19 protein-coding genes and 1 pseudogene are annotated in these 21,559 nt (G+C 60.7%); 13 read left to right on the top strand and 7 right to left on the bottom strand.

Going from position 1 to position 21,559, the window contains the following annotated elements:
* Nucleotides 1–113: 113 nt before the first annotated feature.
* The 9 genes and pseudogenes from RFER_RS23230 (at nt 114) to RFER_RS00130 (ending at nt 10,678) form a co-directional block, all read left to right on the top strand.
* Nucleotides 114–389, top strand: a complete 276-nt coding sequence (locus RFER_RS23230; protein ID WP_011462368.1) for a hypothetical protein — start codon at nt 114–116, stop codon at nt 387–389.
* On the top strand, nt 352–1,986 hold the full coding sequence (locus RFER_RS00165) for a type I restriction-modification system subunit M (RefSeq protein WP_011462367.1): 1,635 nt from the start codon (nt 352–354) through the stop codon (nt 1,984–1,986). Before RFER_RS23230 ends, RFER_RS00165 begins: the two co-directional genes overlap by 38 nt.
* A 53-nt stretch (nt 1,987–2,039) precedes the next feature.
* Nucleotides 2,040–3,170, top strand: a complete 1,131-nt coding sequence (locus RFER_RS00160) for a PDDEXK nuclease domain-containing protein (protein ID WP_011462366.1) — start codon at nt 2,040–2,042, stop codon at nt 3,168–3,170.
* Nucleotides 3,163–4,506, top strand: a complete 1,344-nt coding sequence (locus RFER_RS00155; protein WP_011462365.1) for a restriction endonuclease subunit S — start codon at nt 3,163–3,165, stop codon at nt 4,504–4,506. Before RFER_RS00160 ends, RFER_RS00155 begins: the two co-directional genes overlap by 8 nt.
* Nucleotides 4,503–5,636, top strand: coding sequence for an SIR2 family NAD-dependent protein deacylase (locus tag RFER_RS00150; protein ID WP_011462364.1), 1,134 nt, complete (start codon nt 4,503–4,505; stop codon nt 5,634–5,636). Before RFER_RS00155 ends, RFER_RS00150 begins: the two co-directional genes overlap by 4 nt.
* A gap of 12 nt (nt 5,637–5,648) precedes the next feature.
* The gene (locus RFER_RS00145) at nt 5,649–8,789 is read left to right on the top strand and encodes a type I restriction endonuclease subunit R (RefSeq protein ID WP_011462363.1); all 3,141 of its coding nucleotides are present in this window, start codon (nt 5,649–5,651) and stop codon (nt 8,787–8,789) included.
* Between the two features lie 196 nt (nt 8,790–8,985).
* Nucleotides 8,986–9,332: pseudogene (locus tag RFER_RS00140) on the top strand (PPC domain-containing DNA-binding protein).
* 81 nt (nt 9,333–9,413) lie between these two features.
* The gene (locus RFER_RS00135; RefSeq protein ID WP_011462361.1) at nt 9,414–9,959 is read left to right on the top strand and encodes a hypothetical protein; all 546 of its coding nucleotides are present in this window, start codon (nt 9,414–9,416) and stop codon (nt 9,957–9,959) included.
* Nucleotides 9,956–10,678 carry a nucleotidyl transferase AbiEii/AbiGii toxin family protein gene (locus RFER_RS00130; RefSeq protein ID WP_011462360.1) on the top strand — a complete coding sequence of 241 codons (723 nt, stop codon included), beginning with the start codon at nt 9,956–9,958 and terminating at the stop codon, nt 10,676–10,678. The genes RFER_RS00135 and RFER_RS00130 overlap by 4 nt, the downstream gene beginning before the upstream one ends.
* Before the next feature lie 66 nt (nt 10,679–10,744).
* On the opposite strand, the gene RFER_RS00125 is transcribed toward RFER_RS00130, so the two are convergent.
* Entirely contained in the window at nt 10,745–13,018 is a 2,274-nt protein-coding gene (locus RFER_RS00125; protein ID WP_011462359.1) for a heavy metal translocating P-type ATPase, read from the bottom strand.
* Between the two features lie 116 nt (nt 13,019–13,134).
* On the opposite strand from RFER_RS00125, the gene RFER_RS00120 reads away from it, so the two are divergent.
* The 4 genes from RFER_RS00120 to RFER_RS00105 all read left to right on the top strand — a co-directional run bounded on the left by RFER_RS00120 (nt 13,135) and on the right by RFER_RS00105 (nt 14,828).
* Nucleotides 13,135–13,332: a heavy-metal-associated domain-containing protein gene (locus tag RFER_RS00120; RefSeq protein WP_041789950.1), complete on the top strand. Its 198-nt coding sequence runs from the start codon at nt 13,135–13,137 to the stop codon at nt 13,330–13,332.
* Nucleotides 13,329–13,784, top strand: coding sequence for a Cu(I)-responsive transcriptional regulator (gene cueR, locus RFER_RS00115; protein WP_244095771.1), 456 nt, complete (start codon nt 13,329–13,331; stop codon nt 13,782–13,784). Before RFER_RS00120 ends, cueR begins: the two co-directional genes overlap by 4 nt.
* A 61-nt stretch (nt 13,785–13,845) precedes the next feature.
* On the top strand, nt 13,846–14,535 hold the full coding sequence (locus RFER_RS00110) for a Crp/Fnr family transcriptional regulator (protein WP_011462357.1): 690 nt from the start codon (nt 13,846–13,848) through the stop codon (nt 14,533–14,535).
* Nucleotides 14,536–14,630: 95 nt separating this feature from the next.
* Nucleotides 14,631–14,828 carry a YgaP family membrane protein gene (locus RFER_RS00105; RefSeq protein ID WP_011462356.1) on the top strand — a complete coding sequence of 66 codons (198 nt, stop codon included), beginning with the start codon at nt 14,631–14,633 and terminating at the stop codon, nt 14,826–14,828.
* A 49-nt stretch (nt 14,829–14,877) separates the two neighbouring features.
* Here RFER_RS00105 and RFER_RS00100 read toward each other — a convergent pair whose 3' ends face one another.
* From RFER_RS00100 to RFER_RS00075, 6 genes are all read right to left on the bottom strand, one after another.
* Entirely contained in the window at nt 14,878–15,954 is a 1,077-nt protein-coding gene (locus RFER_RS00100; protein WP_011462355.1) for an AI-2E family transporter, read from the bottom strand.
* A gap of 73 nt (nt 15,955–16,027) precedes the next feature.
* Nucleotides 16,028–16,720, bottom strand: a complete 693-nt coding sequence (locus tag RFER_RS00095; RefSeq protein WP_011462354.1) for a type 1 glutamine amidotransferase domain-containing protein — start codon at nt 16,718–16,720, stop codon at nt 16,028–16,030.
* Nucleotides 16,721–16,774: 54 nt separating this feature from the next.
* Nucleotides 16,775–17,809, bottom strand: a complete 1,035-nt coding sequence (locus tag RFER_RS00090; RefSeq protein ID WP_011462353.1) for an NADP-dependent oxidoreductase — start codon at nt 17,807–17,809, stop codon at nt 16,775–16,777.
* Between the two features lie 38 nt (nt 17,810–17,847).
* Nucleotides 17,848–19,008, bottom strand: coding sequence for an iron-containing alcohol dehydrogenase (locus RFER_RS00085; RefSeq protein ID WP_011462352.1), 1,161 nt, complete (start codon nt 19,006–19,008; stop codon nt 17,848–17,850).
* A 102-nt stretch (nt 19,009–19,110) separates the two neighbouring features.
* Nucleotides 19,111–19,731 (bottom strand): TetR/AcrR family transcriptional regulator, encoded by a 621-nt coding sequence (locus RFER_RS00080; protein WP_011462351.1) that lies wholly within the window; start codon nt 19,729–19,731, stop codon nt 19,111–19,113.
* 397 nt (nt 19,732–20,128) lie between these two features.
* Nucleotides 20,129–21,556 carry a DASS family sodium-coupled anion symporter gene (locus RFER_RS00075; RefSeq protein WP_011462350.1) on the bottom strand — a complete coding sequence of 476 codons (1,428 nt, stop codon included), beginning with the start codon at nt 21,554–21,556 and terminating at the stop codon, nt 20,129–20,131.
* Nucleotides 21,557–21,559: the final 3 nt, after the last annotated feature.

Here is a 21,559-nt window from a genome sequence, read left to right as displayed (position 1 = left end):
TAATACAGAATTGATAGCTACTAAAGCCTAGTAGACGGGGGCTACAGCCCGATTTTGTCAATATTTCTGGTGATTTGGCACAGGCCCTAGAATGGTTGCCAAAGGGAGACGGCATGTCGCCAGAGCAAAAAGCCAGGGTCAGTATTGACGCGCTGCTGCAGCAAGCAGGCTGGCACGTCTGCCACATGGCGGACGCCAACATCCACGCCGCCCGTGGTGTGGCCCTGCGCGAATTCCCGCTCAACACCGGCTACGGCTTTGCCGACTACCTGCTCTACATCGACGACAAAGCCGCTGGTAGCAGCCAAATAGCCAGCAGGCCGAGATCAAAACGCCAGTCACATCAAAAATATGAACGACGAAGAACAACAATATCTCAACAACCTTGACAAGCAACTCTGGGCCGCCGCCGACCGCCTGCGTGCCGCCGTCAACCCCAGCGAATACATGCACGTCGTCTTGGGGTTGGTGTTCCTCAAGTACATCTCCGACGCCTTCAAGGAACGCCGCCTTGAGCTGCAAGCCGCCTTCCAAGACCCCGCCAACGACTATTACCTGGGCACTGATGCGGATGAGCTAATTGCGCAAGAGCTGGAAGCGCGCGATTACTACACCGAGACCAACGTCTTCTGGGTGCCCGCCCTGGCCCGCTGGGACTTTCTCAAAGACAACGCCAAGGTCGCCATCGACACCGTGCTCACCGTCAAAAACGGCAAAACCTTTGAATACAAGTTCAAAGGCATCGGCCGCCTGCTGGACGACGCGTTGGAGGCGGTGGAAAAGGACAACCCCAAGCTCAAAGGCGTGCTCGACAAAAGCTATGCCCGCTGGCGCGTGGACGAAGCCTTGCCCGGCCTGATTGACGAGTTTTCCAAAATCCCGTTCAACCACGGCGCGCTCAAGGCCAAGGACATCTTGGGCCACATCTACGAATACTTTTTGGGTGAGTTCTCCATTGCCGCAGGCAAACGCGGCGGCGAGTTCTACACCCCCAAAAGCATCGTCAGCGTCATTGTGGAAATGCTGGAGCCGTTTGAAGGTCGCGTCTACGATCCGTGCTGTGGCTCGGGCGGCTTCTTTGTGCAAAGCGAGCGTTTTGTGCTGGAGCACGGAGGCAAGATCGGCCAGCTCAGCATCTACGGCCAAGAGTTCAACCCCACCACCTGGCGCCTGGCCAGCATGAACATGGCCATTCGCGGGCTGGACTTTGACTTTGGCAAAGAGCCCGCCAGCACCTACACCCGCCCCCAGCACCCCGATCTGCGCGCCGACTTCATCATGGCCAACCCGCCCTTCAACATGAAGGCCTGGAAAGAAGGCGTGAAAGACGACGATCCGCGCTGGAAGTATGGCGTGCCGCCCGACGGCAACGCCAACTTTGCGTGGATGCAGCACATGATCCACCACCTGGCCCCCCACGGCAGCATGGCCCTGCTGCTGGCCAATGGCTCCATGAGCAGTAACACCAATAACGAGGGCGAGATTCGCAAAGCCTTAATCGAGGCTGACCTCGTGGAATGCATGGTGGCGCTGCCCGGACAGCTATTCACCAACACGCAAATCCCCGCCTGCATCTGGTTCCTTACGCGTAGCAAGGCCGAGCGCAAAGCCAAACGCAGCCGCCATGGCGAAGTGCTGTTCATCGATGCCCGCCAACTGGGCTACATGAAAGACCGCGTGCTGCGCGACTTCAAACCCGAAGACTTGGCCAAAGTCGCCGACACCTTCCACGCCTGGCAGCGCGGCGTGGGCTATGCCGACGAAGCAGGGTTTTGCAAGGCCGCCACACTGGCGGACATCGGCAAGGCGGACTACGTGCTCACACCCGGCCGTTATGTGGGTGCCGCCGCACAAGAAGCGGACGCCGAACCCTTTGAGGACAAGATGGCCCGCTTGACCGCTGCCTTAGGCGACCAGTTTAAGGAAAGCGCTCGCCTGGAGGCAGCCATTCGAAAAAACCTGGCGGGGCTGGGTTATGAAGTTTGATGCGCGCACTTGTGCAATGACCCATTGCACAACCTCGGCTCTGGATTGATGCCATGAACACAGATACCGCCTTCAACTTCTCCAGCCTGGTGGAGTCCATCCGGCAGGCTGACACCGCCCTGGCCGAGCAGGCCAGCCGTGCTGTCAACATCAGCCTGACCCTGCGCAACTGGTTCATTGGCTACTACATTGCCGAATTCGAGCTACAAGGCGCAGACCGTGCCAACTACGGCGACAAGCTGCTGACCGAACTGGCCAAGGCCTTACGCGGCCAGGCCATCAGCAATAGTGGCCGACGCCAACTCTATGGCTATTTGGCCTTTTACCGGGCCTACCCGCAGATAGTGCGGACAGCGTCCGCACTATCTGCCCAGGTGGTGCCTCACCCGCTGCTGGAGCAAAAAGTGCGGACACTGTCCGCACCATCCTCCAGCATTGCAGGCACAGACCCGGAAACGCTGATCGCTCGCCTGTCTTATAGCCATATGGAAAAACTGGTGGAGCTGGGCGACCCACTACAGCGCGCCTTTTACGAAGGGGAGGCCCTGCGCGGCAACTGGTCGGTGCGCGAACTCAAACGCCAAATCGCCACCCAGTATTACCAGCGCACCGGCCTGTCAACAGACAAGGCAGCCATTGCCGCATTGGCACATGGCACCGCCGAGCAGGCCAAGAGCAGCCAGATCATCCGCGACCCCTATGTGTTTGAATTTTTGGGCCTCAAACCCCAAGAGGTAATGAGCGAAGGGCATTTGGAAGATGCCTTGCTCGACAAACTGCAAACCTTTTTGCTGGAGCTGGGCCACGGCTTTTGCTTTGAGGCGCGGCAAAAGCGCCTGCTCATTGGTGGCGAGCACTTCTTTGTGGACCTGGTTTTTTACCACCGCGTGCTCAAGTGCCATGTGCTTATTGAGCTAAAGAACGACGCCTTCAAACACGAAAACCTGGGCCAGCTCAACAGCTATGTCAGCTACTACAAGCAGCACCACATGACCGAGGGCGATCAGCCTCCCATCGGCATCTTGCTGTGCACGCGCAAAAACGCCGAGCTCGTGCAATACGCCCTGGCCGACATGAGCAACCAGCTCTTTGTGTCGCGCTATCAGGTGCAACTGCCGGGCAAGGCCGAGATGGCGGCCTTCTTACACAAGGCGGTGGAAGAATTGGGGGGCGGGGATGAGTGAGTGGATCGAAACCACAGTTGGCGAAATTGCAGCAAGTTCACGCAACGCTCTAGTCGGCGGCCCATTTGGCTCCAATCTCGTGTCTAAAGACTATGTTGATCAAGGTGTGCCCGTTATTCGTGGGCAAAACATGGGCGGACGTTGGGTAGCTGGCGATTTTGCGTGTGTGTCCACTGAGAAAGCGGCAGCACTGTCTGCAAATACGGCTCGGCCGGGCGATATCGTCTTTACACAGCGTGGCACATTGGGGCAAGTGGCGTTAGTTCCCGACAGTCCATACGAGACATATGTTGTGTCACAGAGCCAGATGAAGCTGACCGTTGACCCGGAGAAGGCCGATTCCCTGTTCCTCTATTACCTGTTTAGTTCACCGATTCAACAGGAGTACATTCGCCAGAACTCGATACAAGTTGGCGTGCCTCACACCAATCTTGGAATCTTGCGAGATACGCCTGTCGTCCTTCCGAAGTCGGTTGATGTTCAGAAGGACATTGCTCGGCAACTCGGCACCCTCGACGACAAGATCGAACTCAACCGTCGCATGAACGAAACGCTGGAAGCCATGGCCCGCGCCATCTTCCAGTCCTGGTTCGTCGATTTCGACCCCGTGCGCGCCAAGGCCAGCGGCGAGAGCGCCGATTCCATCTGCCAACGCCTCGGCCTCACCCCCAAACTCCTCGCGCTGTTTCCCGATAGCTTTGAAGACTCGGAGCTTGGGGAGATTCCGTCTGGCTGGATGATCGGATCCATTGGCACTTTGGCAAATGTGACGGGTGGAAGTACGCCCAACACCAAAGAGCCCAAGTATTGGGATGACGGTGTCCATTGCTGGGCTACTCCAAAAGATCTTTCGCGCTTGTCATCCCCAGTCTTGCTGGAGACTGAACGCAAGGTTTCTGATGACGGGCTTGCTCAGATTGGCTCTGGGTTGTTGAAGCCTGGTGCCGTCTTGCTGTCTTCTCGCGCACCCATTGGGTATCGCGTCATCAATGAAGTCCCGGTGGCGGTGAATCAGGGTTTTATTGCGATGACCCCTAATTCGGGCGTATCCAAATATTTTTTGTTGTATTGGGCTGAGTGGGCGCATGACGAAATCGTGAGCCGGGCAAATGGATCAACTTTTTTGGAAATCAGCAAGGCGAACTTCCGACCTATTCCTGTCGTGCGCCCCACAGATGCGCTGTTTGAAAAATTCGACCAGTACGTGGGGCCACTCTACAAGCGGATCGTCTCCAATGAGCAGGAGAAGCAGCTTCTGGTGGCACAAAGAGATTCCCTATTGCCAAAACTTCTTTCAGGAGAAGTGATGGTTGCAGCTGAGGAGGAGGCATCTTGAGCGAGATTGATCAAAACGACCGGCGGATGCTGGAAACAGCCATTGCAATACTGACGGATCAATACCAAGAAAATGGTGAGTTCAACGAGCACATTGATGCAGAAGAGCCTGTAGTCATCGGTGAATCTGAATATTTGCGTAGTTCCGTATTGTTCTGGGTAGACCCGGAGGCCTATGAAGTAGAGAAGGAAAACTGGCAGCGCAGCGAGAGCGACGCCAAACACGAAAAAGCGCTTGAGTTGATTCGCTCCAATGGGGTCGTCGGCCTTGTTGAAGACATGTTGCTGGCGGTCGAGCGCGGACGTGTGGTTCCTTTTGTGGGAGCTGGCCTATCTAAACCACTGGGAATGCCCTTGTGGGGAGACGCTCTTACCCAGTTGCTGGGGCGGTTGCCTGGTGCTGATGCTCCCAAAATCCAGGCTTTGATCGCATCTGGCCAGTATCTTGAGGCTGCGCAAGAACTGGCAGCGTATGACAAGGTTCAGACTTCGCACTTTGTGAAAACCACCTATAGAGCAAGCCAGTTGAAACTTAAGGCGGGGCCGTTACAGCACTTGCCGCGATTTGCTAGAGGCTGCATCGTTACTACCAATTTTGACGATGCCATCGAAAAAACCTACGAAGGGGCAACTCATCAAGGTAAGCAACTTGTGTTCGATGCCTATATGCACGGCACTCAAGAAAACAAGTTCTTCTCTCGTTTGGTGCGCGGTGATCGATGCCTGCTGAAATTGCATGGTGATGCGGAGAGTGAAGCGACCCACATCTTGACGGCGGAGCAATATGAGCTCGCCTATGGACAGCCCTTCGATTTCCAGAAGTCGCTGCCTAAAGCGTTGCGCCAGATTTACATCTCCCAGTCGCTCTTGTTCTTGGGCTGCGGTCTTGAGCAAGATTGGACGATGGAGCTGTTTAAAGCGGCGAGGGATAGTGATGGCTATCAAGTGCCAAACCACTACGCCATCGTTGAAGCACCTGTAGATGTGAAAGTCAAACAGCAGAAAGAGACTCGCCTGTTGGACCTCAACATTCAACCTATTTGGTATCCGAATGGCGAACACCAAATGGTCGAGAACGTCATCGACTTGGTCGCCGATGTTGCCGAAAAACGGTTTGTCTTCAAGGGCTGAGGAGCATACGACATGGTTGAATCCGACCTCGAGCAACTCGCCCTCACTTGGTTTCAGGACACCGGCTGGGACTACCGCGCTGGCCCCGACATTGCACCTGACAGCGACAGCCCCCAGCGCAGCGACTACCGCCAAATGCTGCTGCAAGGCGAGCTGCGCGAGGCGCTCTCAAGGCTGAACCCGCAAGTCCCCGCCGCTGTGCTGGACGATGTGGCGCACCAGTTGAGCAAGCCAGACCACCCTTCGCTCATCCAAAGCAACCGTGCGTTCCACGAAGCGCTTGTGGGCGGTGTACCGGTAGAGGTGGAAGTGAACGGCGAGCGCCGGGGCGACCGCGTGGTGTTGGTGGACTTTGACACGCCCGAGCGCAACCGCTTCTTGGTGGTGAACCAGTTCACCGTGCAAGGCAGCAAGCAGCCGCGCCGGCCCGACCTGGTGTGTTTCATCAACGGCCTGCCCATTGCGGTGATAGAGCTGAAAAATTTGGCTGCGGAGCAGGTGGGTGTGCAAGATGCCTTCCACCAGTTGCAGACCTACAAAGACGAGCTGGCCGACCTGTTTGTAACCAACGAGGCCTTGGTGGCTTCCGACGGTTTGCATGCGCGCATAGGCTCGCTCACCGCCAGCTTTGAGCGCTTTTTGCCCTGGCGCACGGTCAAGAACGAGAACGACCGCCCGCTGCTGGAGTTTGAGCTGGAAAAAGTGGTGCGCGGCTTCTTTGCGCCCGCGCTCTTACTGGACTACCTGCGCTACTTCGTGCTGTTTGAGATGGCCGACGGCCAGGTAGTGAAAAAGATTGCTGCCTATCACCAGTTTCACGCGGTGCGTGCGGCGGTCAAGGCGGCGGTGATTGCCGCCACGCCACCCGCCACCAACGCGGCGCAAGAGCAATGGGCCAGCTATGCCGAGCGGGTGAAGCCCGGCTCGCGCATGGGTGGCATTGTGTGGCACACGCAGGGCTCGGGCAAAAGCATTTCCATGGTGTGCTTTGCCGCCAAGCTGATGCAACAGCCAGAAATGCACAACCCCACGCTGGTGGTGGTGACGGACCGCAACGATCTGGACGGCCAGTTGTTCCAGACCTTTGTGGGTGCACGCAGCCTGCTGCGCGAGCAGCCGCAGCAAGCGGGCAGCCGCGACGAACTGCGCGCGTTGCTGGCCGGGCGGCCATCGGGCGGCATCATCTTCACCACGGTGCAGAAGTTCACGCCCGATGCTGGGGAAGAAGTGTTCCCGCTGCTGAGTGAACGCAACAATATCGTGGTGATGGCCGACGAAGCGCACCGCTCGCAATACGGCTTTCGCGCGGTGCTGGACAAGAAGACCGGCAAATACAAATACGGCTTTGCCAAGCACCTGCGTGATGCGCTCAAGAACGCCACCTTCGTCGGCTTTACCGGCACGCCCATTGAGGCGGGCGACCACGACACCCGCGCCGTGTTTGGCGAGTACGTCAGCATTTATGACATTCAAGACGCGGTGGACGATGGCGCCACAGTGCCGATCTTCTACGAGAGCCGCCTGGCCAAGCTGAACTTGAACCAGGTGGAGATGGAGAAGCTGAACGCAGATGTGGAAGATGTCTTTGAAGACGAAGAAGACGCAGCGCTGATAGAGGCCGAGAAAACCCGTTGGGCGGCGTTGGAAAAACTGGTGGGTGCCAAGGAGCGCGTGGACCTGGTGGCGGCAGACATCGTGCAGCACTTTGAGGCGCGCAATACGGCGGTGGCGGGCAAGGGCATGGTGGTGGCCATGAGCCGCGAGATTTGCGCTCGACTTTACGCAGCCATCATCAAGCTGCGCCCCGACTGGCACAGCGACGACCCCGCACAGGGGGCTATCAAGGTGGTGATGACCGGCTCTGCAGCAGACGCTACGCTGTTGCAGCCGCACATCTACAACAGCGCTGCCAAGAAGCTGCTGGAGCGCCGCTTCAAAGACGCAACGGACCCGCTGAAGCTGGTGATCGTGCGCGACATGTGGCTCACCGGTTTTGACGTGCCCTGCCTGCACACCATGTACATCGACAAGCCGATGCGCGACCACAACCTAATGCAGGCCATTGCCCGCGTGAACCGCGTGTTTCGCGACAAAGAGGGCGGCCTGGTGGTGGACTACATCGGCATTGCCGCCGAGCTGCGCAAGGCGCTACGCACCTACACCGAGAGCAAGGGCAAGGGCCAGCCCACGCTGGATGCCACCGAGGCACTTGCCAAGTTGCAAGAGCTGATGGAGGTGGCGCGCCACCTGCTGCACGGTTTTGATTTCAGCGCCTACCGCACCCAGGCCACCACGCTGCTGCTGCCTGCCGCCAACTTTGTGCTGGGACTGGACGACGGCAAGAAGCGCTGGGCCGATGTGGTGCTGGCCATCACCAAGGCGTTTTCGCTGTGCGGCACGCTGGACGATGCGGCGCTGCTGCGCGAGGAGATTGCGTTCTTCCAGGCTATCAAGGCGGTGATTGCCAAGGCCACCACGTCGGACGCCAAGCTGTCGGAAGAAGGCCGCAACGCGGTGCTCAAGCAGATTCTGGACAACGCGGTGGTGGCCGAGGGGGTGGAAGACATCTTCAAGCTCGCCGGGCTGGAGCGGCCCGACATTGGCATCCTGTCCGATGCTTTTTTGGAAGAAGTGCGCCAGCTACCGCAACGCAACTTTGCGGTGGAGTTGCTGCAAAAGTTGCTGAATGACCAGGTGAAGTCGCGCATGCGGACCAACGTGGTGATGGAGCGCAAGTTCAGCGAGCGCCTGCAGGCTGCGCTGAACCGCTACCTGAGCCGCGCCGTGGAGAGTGCGCAGGTGATTGAAGAATTGATTGCCATGGCCAAGGAGTTCCGCGAAGCCGCGCTGCGCGGTAATAAGCTGGGCCTCAACACGTCGGAACTGGCTTTTTACGATGCGCTGACAGACAACGAAAGCGCCGTGCGCGAGATGGATGATGAGGTGCTAAAGAAGATCGCGGTGGAGATCACCGAGAAGCTGCGCAACAGCACCTCGGTGGACTGGCAAAAGCGCGAGAGCGTGCGCGCCCGCCTGCGTAACCTGGTGCGTATCACCCTGCGCCGCTACAAGTACCCGCCCGATATGCAGGAAGAAGCCATCCGGCTGGTGTTGGAGCAAGCGGAGCGGCTGTCAGACGCTTGGACAAAGTGAAAATGTCTGGTTCACACTGGGGTTTGCGTGCCAACGAACGCTTGGCCCGCCCCAGCGTGCTGAACTCTGACCGGCAAGCCTGTAAAACGATATCGTTTTAATAGCTGTTTGCACATATTCCACGAGGGCTAGAGGCTGATTTAATATGGAATCATCATGAAATCCCTTCCCCCTTCCCCTAACCCCTGGCCAAGACTTGCCCCCTCTGCCCTGGAGGCCGTCATCCATAGCCAAAACTGCCATGCAGCCTTTGTGCTCTCCGGCATCGGCAGCCTATCTACCGCAGGCCTTCGCTTTGCCGGGGCGGATCAGCCAGAGCGCCTGACGGGCGATATTCAGATCCTCAGCCTGTCTGGCACTGTAGCGTTTGATGGCGTCAAGAGCAGTTCGCATTTGCACATGGCGCTGTCCACGTCCACCGGCCAGGTGCCGGGCGGGTACATACCGGCGGGCTGCATCGTGCGCACCACTGCGGAAGTGCTGGTGTTGTTGCTAGAGTGGGCATTTTCCCGCGAGCCAGACGCGCTGACGGGGTTTGAATAGCTGGTGACATGGCCAGCTCTCGATTGATTTTGTTTGTTATTCGCTATTCGCAAATAGCGAATGATGCTCTAAACTCCGCCTATGTACCGTTCCAAATCCAACCCGCAAATCGTGCTGCGCCCGCAGGATGTGGTGGTGCTGTTGCGTTTGTCACTCCAGCGCGGGCCCGCGCCCACGTATGCCGCTTTGGCCGAGGAACTCAAACTCACAGCATCCGAGATTCATGCGGGGGTAGAGCGTGCCATGGCGGCGCAATTGCTGCGTAAAGATGCCGCAGGCAAACCGGCTGTATTGCTGGAGCCATTGCGCCTGTTTGTGCTGCATGGTGTGCGTTATTGCTTTCCTGCAACGCGTGGCGAAATGACGCGTGGTGTTCCCACCAGCTACGCGGCACCGCCCATGCTCGCGCTCATCGTGCAACCCAATGAGGCACCGCCGGTTTGGCCCCACAAGGCGGGCACCGTGCGCGGTGCAGCTTTCTATCCGCTGTACCCTACCGTGCCCGACGCTGCTCTGGCCAACCCCGCGCTCTACGAGCTTCTGGTGCTGGTAGATGCCATACGCGGGGGCAGCTTGCGAGAGCGCGCTTTGGCGATTGCCGAGCTGGACAAACGGTGGTCGGCATGACGCGCCCGCTCAATCCGAACGACCCCAATGTGGTGATGCTGGAGCTGGTTGCGCGGCGGCTGGGTGCTGATTTGTGTAGCCGGTTTGCCTTTGTGGGTGGCTCGATTGCAGGTTTGCTGATTACCGATCCGGCCAATCCACCCATCCGGTCAACGGAAGATGTGGACATCGTGGCCGAAGTGCTGGCCCTGTCGGGTTACCACGGCATCGAGAAGGCGCTGCGCGAACGCGGCTTTACCCAGGACATGAGCGCCGACGCGCCGATCTGCCGCTGGCAGGTGGAGGGTGTCACGGTAGACGTCATGCCCACGCTGGAGGAGATTCTTGGTTTTGCCAACCGCTGGTATCCACTGTGCGTGTCGACCGCCGAGTCGCTGGAGTTGCCCAGCGGTGTTGCCATCCGTGTCGTTCAAGCGCCGGTCTTTATCGGCACCAAGTTGGAGGCATTCCATGGGCGCGGTGGGGGCGATTATTTATTCAGCCACGATCTGGGCGACATCATCAGCGTGGTGGATGGGCGCGACAGCTTGCTTGGTGAATGCGAGCAGATGCCCGAAGAGTTGCGAGGCTATCTTGCCGAGCAGTTTTCAGCATTGCTGGCTGATCGCCGCTTTTTGGACGCCTTGCCGGGTCATTTGCCGGGTGATGTCATGAACCAAAGCCGCCTTCCCGACCTGGAAGCCAAAATTCAACAACTTGCGACCCTGTCCAAAATATGAACTGAGCCACCATCGGCTGATTGCCAGGGATGTCACCGGAACCAGCTTCGTTGGTCTCAAAATTTTTTATTTCCTCGGCTTCCAGCGCTTCAGCAACAGCGCATTGCTCATCACACTGACCGAGCTCATCGCCATCGCCGCCCCGGCCACGACCGGATTCAAAAAGCCCAGCGCCGCCAGCGGAATGCCGGCCACGTTGTAGGCAAAGGCCCAGAACAGGTTTTGCCGGATTTTGGCCACGGTGCGGTCGGAGATGTCCAGCGCGGCCGCCACCAAGCCTGGGTCGCCGCGCATCAGCGTGATGCCCGCGGCATGCATCGCCACATCCGAGCCGCCGCCGCCCGCGTTGGCCATCGCCATGCCGACGTCGGCGGCGGTCAAGGCGGGCGCGTCGTTGACGCCGTCACCGACCATGGCTACGGTATGGCCCCCGTTCTTGAGCGCCAGCACCTGCGCGGCCTTGTCGCCGGGCAGCACCTCGGCGCGCACTTCGTCACTCTCAGGGCGAAAGCCCAGACGCCGCGCCATGGCTCTAGCGGCGCCCTGGTTGTCGCCGGAAATCATCACGGTCTTGATCGAGCGCGCGCGCAAAGCGGCCACGGCGGCCTGGGCGCCGGGTTTGGGTTCATCGGCAAACGCCAGCAGCGCCAGGATCTCAATGCGTTCGGCTTGCGCGGCTGTGGCCACCCAGCGCCGCGCCAGCAGCGACACGGTGGCGCCGCTGCCCTGCAGCGTGGCGGCGGGCGCTGCCAGCGCGCGCCAGTCCACCCCCAGCTCGTCCATCCAGCGCAGGCTGCCGATCAGGTAGCTCGGTTGCGCTGCCTCGTTGCCATCGGTGGCGCGCAGTTCGCCCTCGGTGCCGCGCCCCGGCACGGCCCGCACAGTTATGGGCGGATGGATGGCCAGGCCGCGTTCGCTGGCCACCGCCACCACGGCGCGTGCCAGCGGGTGTTCGCTGCCGCTTTGCAAGCTGGCCGCGGCGGCCAGCAGCGTCACCTCATCGCCACCCGCCACGGCTTGAAATGCCGTCAAACGCGGCTGGCCCACGGTCAGGGTGCCGGTCTTGTCAAACACCACCACGTCCACCTTGTGCGCCAGCTCCAGCGCCTGCGCGTCCTTGATCAAAATGCCGTACTTGGCCGCGACACCGGTACCGGCCATGATCGCGGCCGGCGTGGCCAGCCCGAGCGCGCAGGGGCAGGCAATCACCAGCACCGTCACGGCGTTGATCACGGCCACTTCAAACGGGTGGCCGCTCAGCCACCAGCCCAGCAGGGTGATCAGGGCAATACCCAGCACCACCGGCACAAACACCGCACTGACCTGATCGACCAGGCGCTGAATCGGCGCTTTGGCCGCCTGCGCGTCTTCGACTAGGCGGATGATGTGGGCCAGCACCGTCTCGCTGCCGACCGCCTTGACCTGCATCACGATGCGGCCGTCACCGTTGATGGAGCCGCCGGTGAGCGCCGCGCCGGGGTCTTTGACGATGGGCAGCGGCTCGCCGGTCAGCATCGATTCATCAACCTGGGTTTGACCCTCCTGCAGCAGGCCGTCCACCGGCAAACGCTCGCCGGGTTTGACCACCAGCCGGTCGCCCACCAGCACCTCGGCCACCGGCACATCGACCTCACCATCAATGCTGATCAAATGCGCGGTGGCCGGGCGCAGGCCATGCAGCGCCCGAATCGCCGAGGTGGTTTGCCGCTTGGCGCGGGCCTCTAACCATTTGCCCAGCAGCACCATGGTGATCACCACGGCCGAGCCTTCAAAATACAGGTGCGCCATGACACCCGGCGCGGCGTTCAGCCACAGCCACATCGACAGCAGCCAGCCTGCCGTGGTGCCCAGGGCCACCAGCAAGTCCATATTGCCAGCCAGATTTTTCAGCGCGTGCCAGCCGGCCTTGTAAAAGCGCGCGCCGAGAATGAATTGCACCGGTGTGGCCAGCGCAAACTGCAGCCAGGCCGGCAGCATCCAGTGCCAGCCCGCCAGGTTGCCCAGCATCGGCAGCACCAGCGGCGCCGACAGCGCCAGGCCAATCGCCACCGGCATGAAACCCGCCCAGGGCGAGGCATCGGGCGCGTCGATGGTGGCGTCTGCGGCCAGCGGCTCGTAACCCGCATCGCGCACCGCCCGGCGCAGGCGCGCCTCCATTTGCTCGGTCGGCGCGTAGGCAATACGGGCCGACTCGGTGGCCAGATTAACCGCCACACTTTGCACGCCCGGCACTTTTTTCAGGGCGCGCTCGACCCGGCCCACGCAGGAGGCGCAGGTCATGCCACCAATGCCTATGTCCAATGAACCAGGGGAGATCGCGGGGGCTGCAGCAGTATTCATAAATTAGAGCGTAATCCTTCCCATCATGGCAAGGTCAAGTCCTGAAATGGATCATTTGACCTTCCCACGGTGGCAAGGTTCAGGATATGCTCTTGACCATTTAAAGGAGTTCTTCCATGAAGCAAACATTTACAGTTACCGGCATGACCTGCGGCCACTGCGAAAAAGCCGTCACCCGCGCCGTGAAACAGGCCGACCCGCAAGCCGAGGTCAGCATCGACCGCGCAGCCAACAAGGTCGACGTGCAGTCAGAACAGCCGCGCGAGTTGCTGGCCCAAGCCATTGCCGAAGAAGGCTACACCGTCGCCGCATGAAGATGACCCTGCCGGCGCCGATGGAGGCCGCCACGCTGGAGGGCACGCTTTGGCCGGTCGCCATTGGCGTCGCGGCGCGTCTGTCCAATGTGTCGGCCAAGATGGTGCGGCACTATGAATCGCTCGGCTTGCTGGCGCCGGTGACGCGTACCGACAGCGGTTACCGGCAATACAACGCGGCCGACGTGCGTACCCTGCAGTTCATCAAGCGCGGGCGCGATTTGGGGTTTTCGATGGCCGAAATTGCCGAACTGGTGAGCCTGTGGCGTAATCGCCAACGCGCCAGCGCCAGCGTCAAGCGCATTGCCCAGAAGCATGTGAACGAGCTGGCGCACCGCATCGAAGCCATGCAGGCCATGCAGCGAACCCTGACCGCCCTGCTGGACCACTGCCAGGGTGATGAGCGACCCGATTGTCCGATACTGGACGATCTGGCGGGGACTTGTTGCTAATATTTATATAGCATACTGTCCATATTTCACGGGGGCTAAGGCCACTTTTTATCATGAACATATGCTCTGTCAGCCGCAAGCCCGCGCAGCCGCAAACGTGATGATGGCCACCGCCCTGCGACCGACCGAACTCTATCCCGCGCTGGCGCAAGTGCAGCCGTCCCTGGCCGAGCTGGGTCCGGGCGCGGCGCCCATGAGCGTGCCGGCTGGCACCGTTTTATTCAGTGAAAACACGCCCTGCCAGGGCTTCCCGCTGGTGCTGGGCGGCGAGATCAAGGTCTCGCGCAGTTCGGGTGACGGCCGCGCGCTGGAACTGTACCGGGTCGTGGCGGGCGAGTTGTGCCTGGTGTCGTCGAGCTGCCTGTTTCGCTCACAACCCCTGTCGGCGCACGGCATCACCACCCAAGCCAGCACCCTGATGCTGATTGCGCCCGACATTTTCCGGCGCTGGCTCGAAACCCCGGCTTTTCGCAACGAAGTGCTGGGCCTGTTTGCCGAGCGCATGGCGGACCTCACCAGTTTGATTGACGCGGTGGCGTTTCACAAGCTTGACCGGCGCCTCGCCGCCGCGCTGCTGGGCCACGGCCAGCAGCGCAAGGTCACGCACCAGATGCTGGCCGATGAACTGGGCACCGTGCGCGAGATCGTGACCCGCTTGCTGCGTCGCTTTGAGCGCGAGGGCTGGGTGACACTGGGGCGCGAGCAGATACAGATCGTCGATGGCGCGGCCCTGCGTGCGCTGGGCAACTGAACGTCGTCTATCGGCAGGCTGCGTGACTTTTGTCACAGACACAGGCGCTGGTCACGTGCCTAATCCAGCCTTCTCAAACCTGACAGGAGTTCCTCATGAAAACAAACGAAGGCGGCATTGACCGCATCTTGCGCATCGTCGCGGGTTTGGTGTTGATGGGCCTGACATTGACCGGCACCATTGGCGCCTGGGGCTGGATCGGCGTGGTGCCACTGGCCACCGGTCTGATCGGCTGGTGTCCGCTGTACACCCTCTTGGGCATCAATTCCTGCCCGATGAAAAGCAACAGCTGACGTTGGGGTCACCGGGCCGGGCCGGACGCTGTGCCCGGTGCCGAAGCCATCAGGGCGCGGGATCGATCCGTGTCGTCACGTAAATCTCCCAGACTGCCATAAACATCGCCGCAATCGCCGGGCCGATGACAAAACCGTTGATGCCAAACACCACCATGCCGCCCAGCGTGGTGATCATCACTACATAGTCCGGCATGCGCGTGTCCTTGCCGACCAGAATGGGCCGCAGCAGGTTGTCGATCAGTCCGATCACCAGCACGCCCCAGGCGCACAGCGCAATGCCTTGCCAGGTGGCACCGGTGAGGAAGAAGTAGATCGCCACGGGCAACCACACCAGTCCGGCGCCAACGGCCGGTAGCAGCGACAGAAACGCCATCAGCACAGCCCATAACAAGGCGCCGCCGACGCCCAGAAACCAGAACGCGATGCCGCCGAGTGCGCCCTGAATGACGGCCACCAGCAAATTGCCTTTGACCGTGGCCCGGATCACGGTGGTGAATTTGCCGATCAATTCCTTTTTATGCTCGGGTGCCAGCGGGACCGCGTGGCGCAGGGCGCGTGCCACGCTGTCGCCGTCCCGGATCAGAAAGAACGCCAGGTACAAGGTGATGAAAAGGCTGGTCACGAATTCAAACGTGATCTGGCCGATGCCCATCGCCTGCGTGGCGAGGAACTGGCTGCCTTGCGCCAGCGCGGCGATCAGGCGACGTTGCAGGGCGGCGAAGTTGACCAGTCCGAAACTGTCCAACAGTGCCGTCAGCCAGTCCGGCAGGGCGTCGAACAGACCCTGGAAGTAAAGCGATGGATTGAGCTCACCCGACTGCAGCTGCTGATAGACCTGGGCGGCTTCGCGCGCCAGCGCGGCGGTCAGCAGCGCAAACGGCAGAACAAGGAGCAGCAGCACGAGCAGGAGTGTCAGCAGCGCGGCTGGCGTGCGCCGCCATTTGAGCCGCGCCAACAGCCGCCGGTACACCGGCGTGAACAGCAGCGCGATGATGGCGCCCCACATGATGGTGCCGTAGAACGGCAGCAAGATCCACCCCAGCGCGATGGAGACGGCAACCATCAACGGCAAAAGCGCCTGGTTTTTGAACGAGGCAGACACGGGATTGTCAGAGGGGTTCATGGGCTATCTCGGGAGCACGCCGGGAGCGGCGACAGCCATCGTAGCAGCCTCACGCTGGCTGTTGCTTGTGCCCTTAACTGGAAACTTGACTGAGCTTTTCCAGCAATGCCTTGGCAGCGGGTTCGGACGATGCCGGGTTTTGCCCGGTGATCAGCAGGCCGTCGGTGACGACGAAGGCTTGCCAGTCGGCCCCTTTCGAATAGCGGCCCCCGTTTGCCTTGAGCATGTCTTCCACCAGAAACGGCACCACCTGGGTCAGCCCGACAGCCGCTTCCTCGGTGTTGGTAAAGCCCGTCACGGACTTGCCGTGCACCACCGGCAGGCCGTCAGCCGCCTTGGGGTGTCGCAACGCGGCGCTGGCGTGGCAGACGGCGGCGACCGGTTTGCCGGCCGCCAGCGTGGCTTCGATGAGCGCGATGGAGTAGTAGTTTTCGGCCAGATCCCACAGTGGACCATGACCGCCGGGGTAAAACACGGCGTCGAAATCAGCCGCCGACAACTCGCGCAGCGGATGCGTGCTGGCCAGCAGTGCCTGGGCGGCGGGGTCTGCCTTGAAGCGGCGCGTGGCATCTGTTTGCGAGGCCGCTTCGTCACTCTTGGGGTCGAGCGGCGGCTGGCCACCCAGCGGAGATGCCAGTGTGATGGCGGCGCCCGCGTCCTTGAATACGTAATAAGGCGCGGCGAACTCCTCCAGCCAGAAGCCGGTTTTGGCACCGGTGTGGCCGAGTTGGCTGTGCGAGGTCAAGACCATGAGAATCTTCTTCATTTCACTTCCTTCAATGTTGGGGTGAGTAGTTTGTTGAATCAAGGAGGGCGCGGGTTAGTCGTTGGCGACGCGCACGATCAGCTTGCCGAAGTTCTTGCCTTCGAGCAGGCCGATGAAGGCCTGCGGCGCGTTCTCCAGGCCGTTGACGATGTCTTCGCGGAACTTGATCTGCCCGTTGGCGAGCCACTGGCTCATGTCTTTGGCGAACTCGGGGTAGCGATGGCCGTAGTCGTCAAAAATGATGAAACCCTGCATGCGGATGCGCTTGGTCAGCAGGGTGCGCATCAGCAGCGGGCTGCGGTCCGGGCCTTCGGGCAGCGCGGTGGCGTTGTACTGCGCAATCAGGCCGCACACCGGCACACGGGCTGCGGTGTTGAGCAGCGGCAGCACGGCGTCGAACACCTTGCCGCCGACGTTTTCAAAATACACGTCAATGCCCTTGGGGCAGGCGGCTGCCAGCAGCGCCGCCAGATCGGGGTTGTGATGGTCAATGCAGGCGTCAAAGCCCAGTTCTTGCACGGCCGAGCGGCACTTGTCGGCACCGCCGGCAATACCCACCACGCGGCAGCCCTTGAGCTTGGCGATCTGCCCGACCACGGAGCCGACCGCGCCGGTGGCCGCGGCCACCACCACCGTTTCACCGGCCTTGGGCGCGCCAATGTCCAGCAGCCCCATGTAGGCGGTGAAACCGGGCATGCCCAGCACGCCCAGGGCGTAGGACGGGCGTGCCAGGCCTGGGTCCAGCTTGGTCAGGCCGGTGCCATCGGACAGCGCGTAGTCCTGCCAGCCGGTATAGGCCAGCACCCAGTCGCCGACGGCGAAACCGGCGTGCTGGCTGCTTTGTACGCGGCACACGGTGGCACCCACCATGGTGGCGCCGATGGCAACCGAGGCGGCGTAGCTGGCGGCGTCGCTCATGCGGCCCCGCATATAGGGGTCCAGCGACAGATACACGGTGCGCAGCAGCAGCTGGCCCGGTCCGGCGACGGGCACGGCCGTGGTCGCAAGGTGAAAGTCGGCGGCGGTGGGCGTACCGACCGGGCGCGCGGCCAGTTGGACCTGGCGATTCAAAGTGGTGGTTTGTGTCATGGGATTGGCTTTCAAAAAAATGGAAGGTCACGAAAGGGTCAGAGTGCAGCTTCCAGCACGCGCCGGCTGACCGCCGGTGTCACGTCACGGTGTTCACCGAGCTGGGTCATGCCGTGCGCTTCGAGTTGGCGGATCACCGCGTCAATGGCCTCGGTGCCAAGCCCATAGGCGCCCAGCCGGGTGGGAATGCCCATGCGCTCGAAGAAGTCGCGGGTTTGATCGATGGCGGCCGTGATGCGCTCCTCATCGTTGCCACTGCGAATGCCCCAAACGCGCTCGCCATACTGCAACAGCTTGGCGCGTTTTTGCACGCGGCGCTCGTTCAGCATGGCCGGCAAAACGATTGCCAACGTGCGGGCGTGGTCGATGTTGTGCAGCGCGGTCAGCTCGTGACCCATCATGTGGGTGGCCCAGTCCTGCGGCACACCGGCGCCAATCAAGCCGTTCAGCGCGAGAGTGGCCGCCCACATCAGGCTGGCACGGTCGTCGTAATCGGGCTCGGGCGCCGCCAGCAGGCGGGGCCCGATGTCAACCAGCGTTTGCAGCAGGCTCTCGGCAAACCGGTCTTGCAGCGGCGCATTCACCGGGTAAGTCAGGTATTGCTCCACCGTATGCACAAAGGCATCGACAACGCCGTTGGCCAGCTGCTGTGGCGGCAGGGTGTAGGTCTTGGTCGGGTCCAGTACCGAGAACTGGGGGAACAGGAGGCGGCTGCGAAACGGCAACTTGGCGCCGATGTCACGGCGCGTGATCACGGACCCGTTGTTCATCTCCGAGCCGGTGGCGGGCAGGGTCAGCACCGCGCCAAACGGCAGGGCGGCCTTGATGTTGCGCCCGCCCTGAAGCAGGATGTCCCACGCATCGCCCTCAAACGGCACGGCCGCCGCGATGAATTTGGCGGCATCAATCACCGAGCCGCCGCCCACGGCCAGCAAAAAGTCAAAGCCACCCTCCCGCACTTTTTGCACGGCCTGCATCGAGGTGTCAAAGCCGGGATTGGGCTCAATGCCGCTGAAGGTTTCGTGCTGGCGAGTGCCCAGGGCCTGGCGCACCTCGGCCAGTGTGCCGGTTTTTTCCGCGCTGGCGCCACCGACCAGAATCAGAACCCTGGCTTCGGCGGGCACCAGTTTGGCGAGATCGGCGATTCGGTCTTTGCCGAAAACAATCTGGGTCGGGTTGTAGAAATCAAAATTCAGCATGGCAATCCTTGTCGTGGGGGGTGTGGGCTTGAGGTCAACAAGCAGTAGGAGTAGACCGGTCGGCTAGTCAATTGGAAGAAAAGATCTGGTTGAGCTGTGTTCTCAAATGCGGGGTGAACCGAGCAGCAATTCGGTGCTGCGCAGGGCGTGCTCAAACGGGCTGCCATCGCGGCGCAGCTTGGCCAGCAGGCTGGCACCGAGCCAAAGCTCGTATAACGTCAGGGCGGTCGCGTCGGCCACCAGGGTGGGCGGCACGGAGCCATCAAAGCGGGCCTCTTCCAGGCACTGGGCAATGCGCTGCACGACCCGGTCGGTGCCGTCGCGCAAGGTCAGGCGCATGGTCTCCGAGATGTCGGCCACCTCGGCGCTGAGCTTGACAATCAGGCACTTGGCGCCCGCTTGGGGCTCGCTGCAGCCGTCCGCTGCAGTGCCGCATTGCGTGATGTTCCAGTAAGACCAATAACGCATCAAACGCGCCCGCGCCGGTGTTCCATCTGCCTGGAGCAAGGTGTCAAGGCGGCTCAGGTACTGGCCCAGGTAGCGAACCAGCAACTCTTCGCCAAAGCGTTCTTTCGAACCGAAATAATGATAGAAAGAACCTTTGGGCACGCCGGCGACGCTCAGGATCTCGGCCAGCCCGACGCCGACAAACCCTTTGCTCGCGACCAGGCGCTCGCCGCAATCGAGGATGTGGTGTTTGGCGCCGGATTGATCAATAAGCATGGCATGATTATGCCACAAGTAGACCGGTCGTCTAGCGACTTGCGTTCTTCAGTTGAAGCCGCCTCAGTCAAGGTGGGGTTCCACGGCTGCTGGGGTGGGCGCCCGCAGCCGACCAAGAGCCAACGATGGTGGCGTGTACTCCATTGCTGACGTTGGACGATCAAGATCAACCCGCGATTGCAACAAGTCCAATTCTTTATTTACCAATGGAGTAGGCATCAAGAGACTCGAAACGCTGGATCTCGCGCGCAATTCACGTTCGTAAATGGCAATTTTTTGTTTGACCCTAAGTCAATCCCATGCGTTCAGCAACAGCGTGCCATGAAACGGCCTCAGGATTAGAGCGTTTAATCAGAACTGTCATCCGGCCTCACTGTGCCGGATGACAGACGCCTGTTTAGTAATAGCCGAGCACTTTCCACCATACCCCCCCGACCATGAAGGTCAGGATGACGTTGAACGTGACCACGAAGAAATTGATCGTGTAGAACCTTGGTCGCTCGAAATAGCCCTGGGCAAAGTAGATCGGGCCCGGCCCACCGCCATATTCGGTGTTGCCCCACATCAGGTTGCTGAAAATACCGAAGCAGATGGCCACCATCATGGGTGGTGCGCCGGCTGCGATGGCGGTTGCCGCAAACGGTGCATACAACGCAGCAACGTGACCGGAGGCAGTTGCAAACAGGTAGTGAACATAGATGTAGAGCAGACCCAGAATGACGAAGGTTTCCATGGCGCCCATACCCGTCAATGAGCTACCCAGGGCACCGGTCATCCACTTGATGAAGCCCAAATCCGACAGTCCGCCGGCCAGGCTGATGATGGCGCCGAACCAGATCACCGTGTCCCAGGCGGCATGGTCTTTCAAGAGATCTTTCCAGGACACCGCATTCGTGGCAAAAAGGTAGGCCGCCAGTCCCAACCCAACCGTGGTGGCGCCAAGGCCAGTCATCAGGCTGGTACCCCAGCCGATCAAAGCGAGTGCGAACCCGAAGGCCACCTTCTTTTCTGTGCGGGTCATCGGGCCGAGTTCGCTCAAAGAGCGACGTCCCATTTCCTTGGCCTCCGGTGTGCGTTTCAGATCTGGATTCAGGATCTTGTAAACCAGCAGCGGCATCAGGAAGAAGCACACGAGTCCAGGAACAACGGCAGCCGTGAACCAGCCGACCCAGGTCACCTCAACGCCCAGCGCGCTCTTGGCCAGGTTGCCAACCAAAGGGTTGGCCGCCATGCCGGTTAGAAACATGGCACCGGTAATCGGTGTGAACTGGAAGCAGACCATGGTCAGGAAGTCACCGATCTTTTTGCCGCTCGGCCCAGGGCCTGAGCCCAGCACTTCATTGATAGAGCGCACGATCGGAAAAATAATACCCCCCGAACGCGCCGTCACAGAGGGCATGGCAGGCGCCATGATCAGATCCGACACGCCGAGCGAATACGCAATCCCCAGGCTGCTGCCACCGAATTTGGACAGCATCTTGTAGGCGATCCGCTTGCCCAGTCCCGACGTGACGAATCCAAGCGACAGGATATAGGCACAAAAGATCAGCCAGACGGTGCCGCTGGCAAAGCCGGACAAAGCCTTTGCCTCGGTCAGCGTCTTGGTAAAGATCGTGACACAGATGGCGATCAGCATGACCGCACCCGACGGGAGTGGCTGTGTCAGGATCCCTGCGATCGTGGCAGCGAAGATGGCGAACATGTGCCATGCCTGCAGTGACAAGCCCTGTGGCGCTGGCGTGAACCAGATCGCCAGGCCCAAGATAATGGGGACGGCGGCAGCGATGACTTGCTTCCTGTTGGACGTTGTTCCGTTGGACGACATATC

Source organism: Rhodoferax ferrireducens T118 (genome assembly GCF_000013605.1).
GTDB classification, from domain to species: Bacteria; Pseudomonadota; Gammaproteobacteria; order Burkholderiales; family Burkholderiaceae_C; genus Rhodoferax; species Rhodoferax ferrireducens.
The sequence above is the reverse complement of the archived record's forward strand: the minus strand, read 5'-3'. Positions and strand labels throughout refer to the sequence as shown.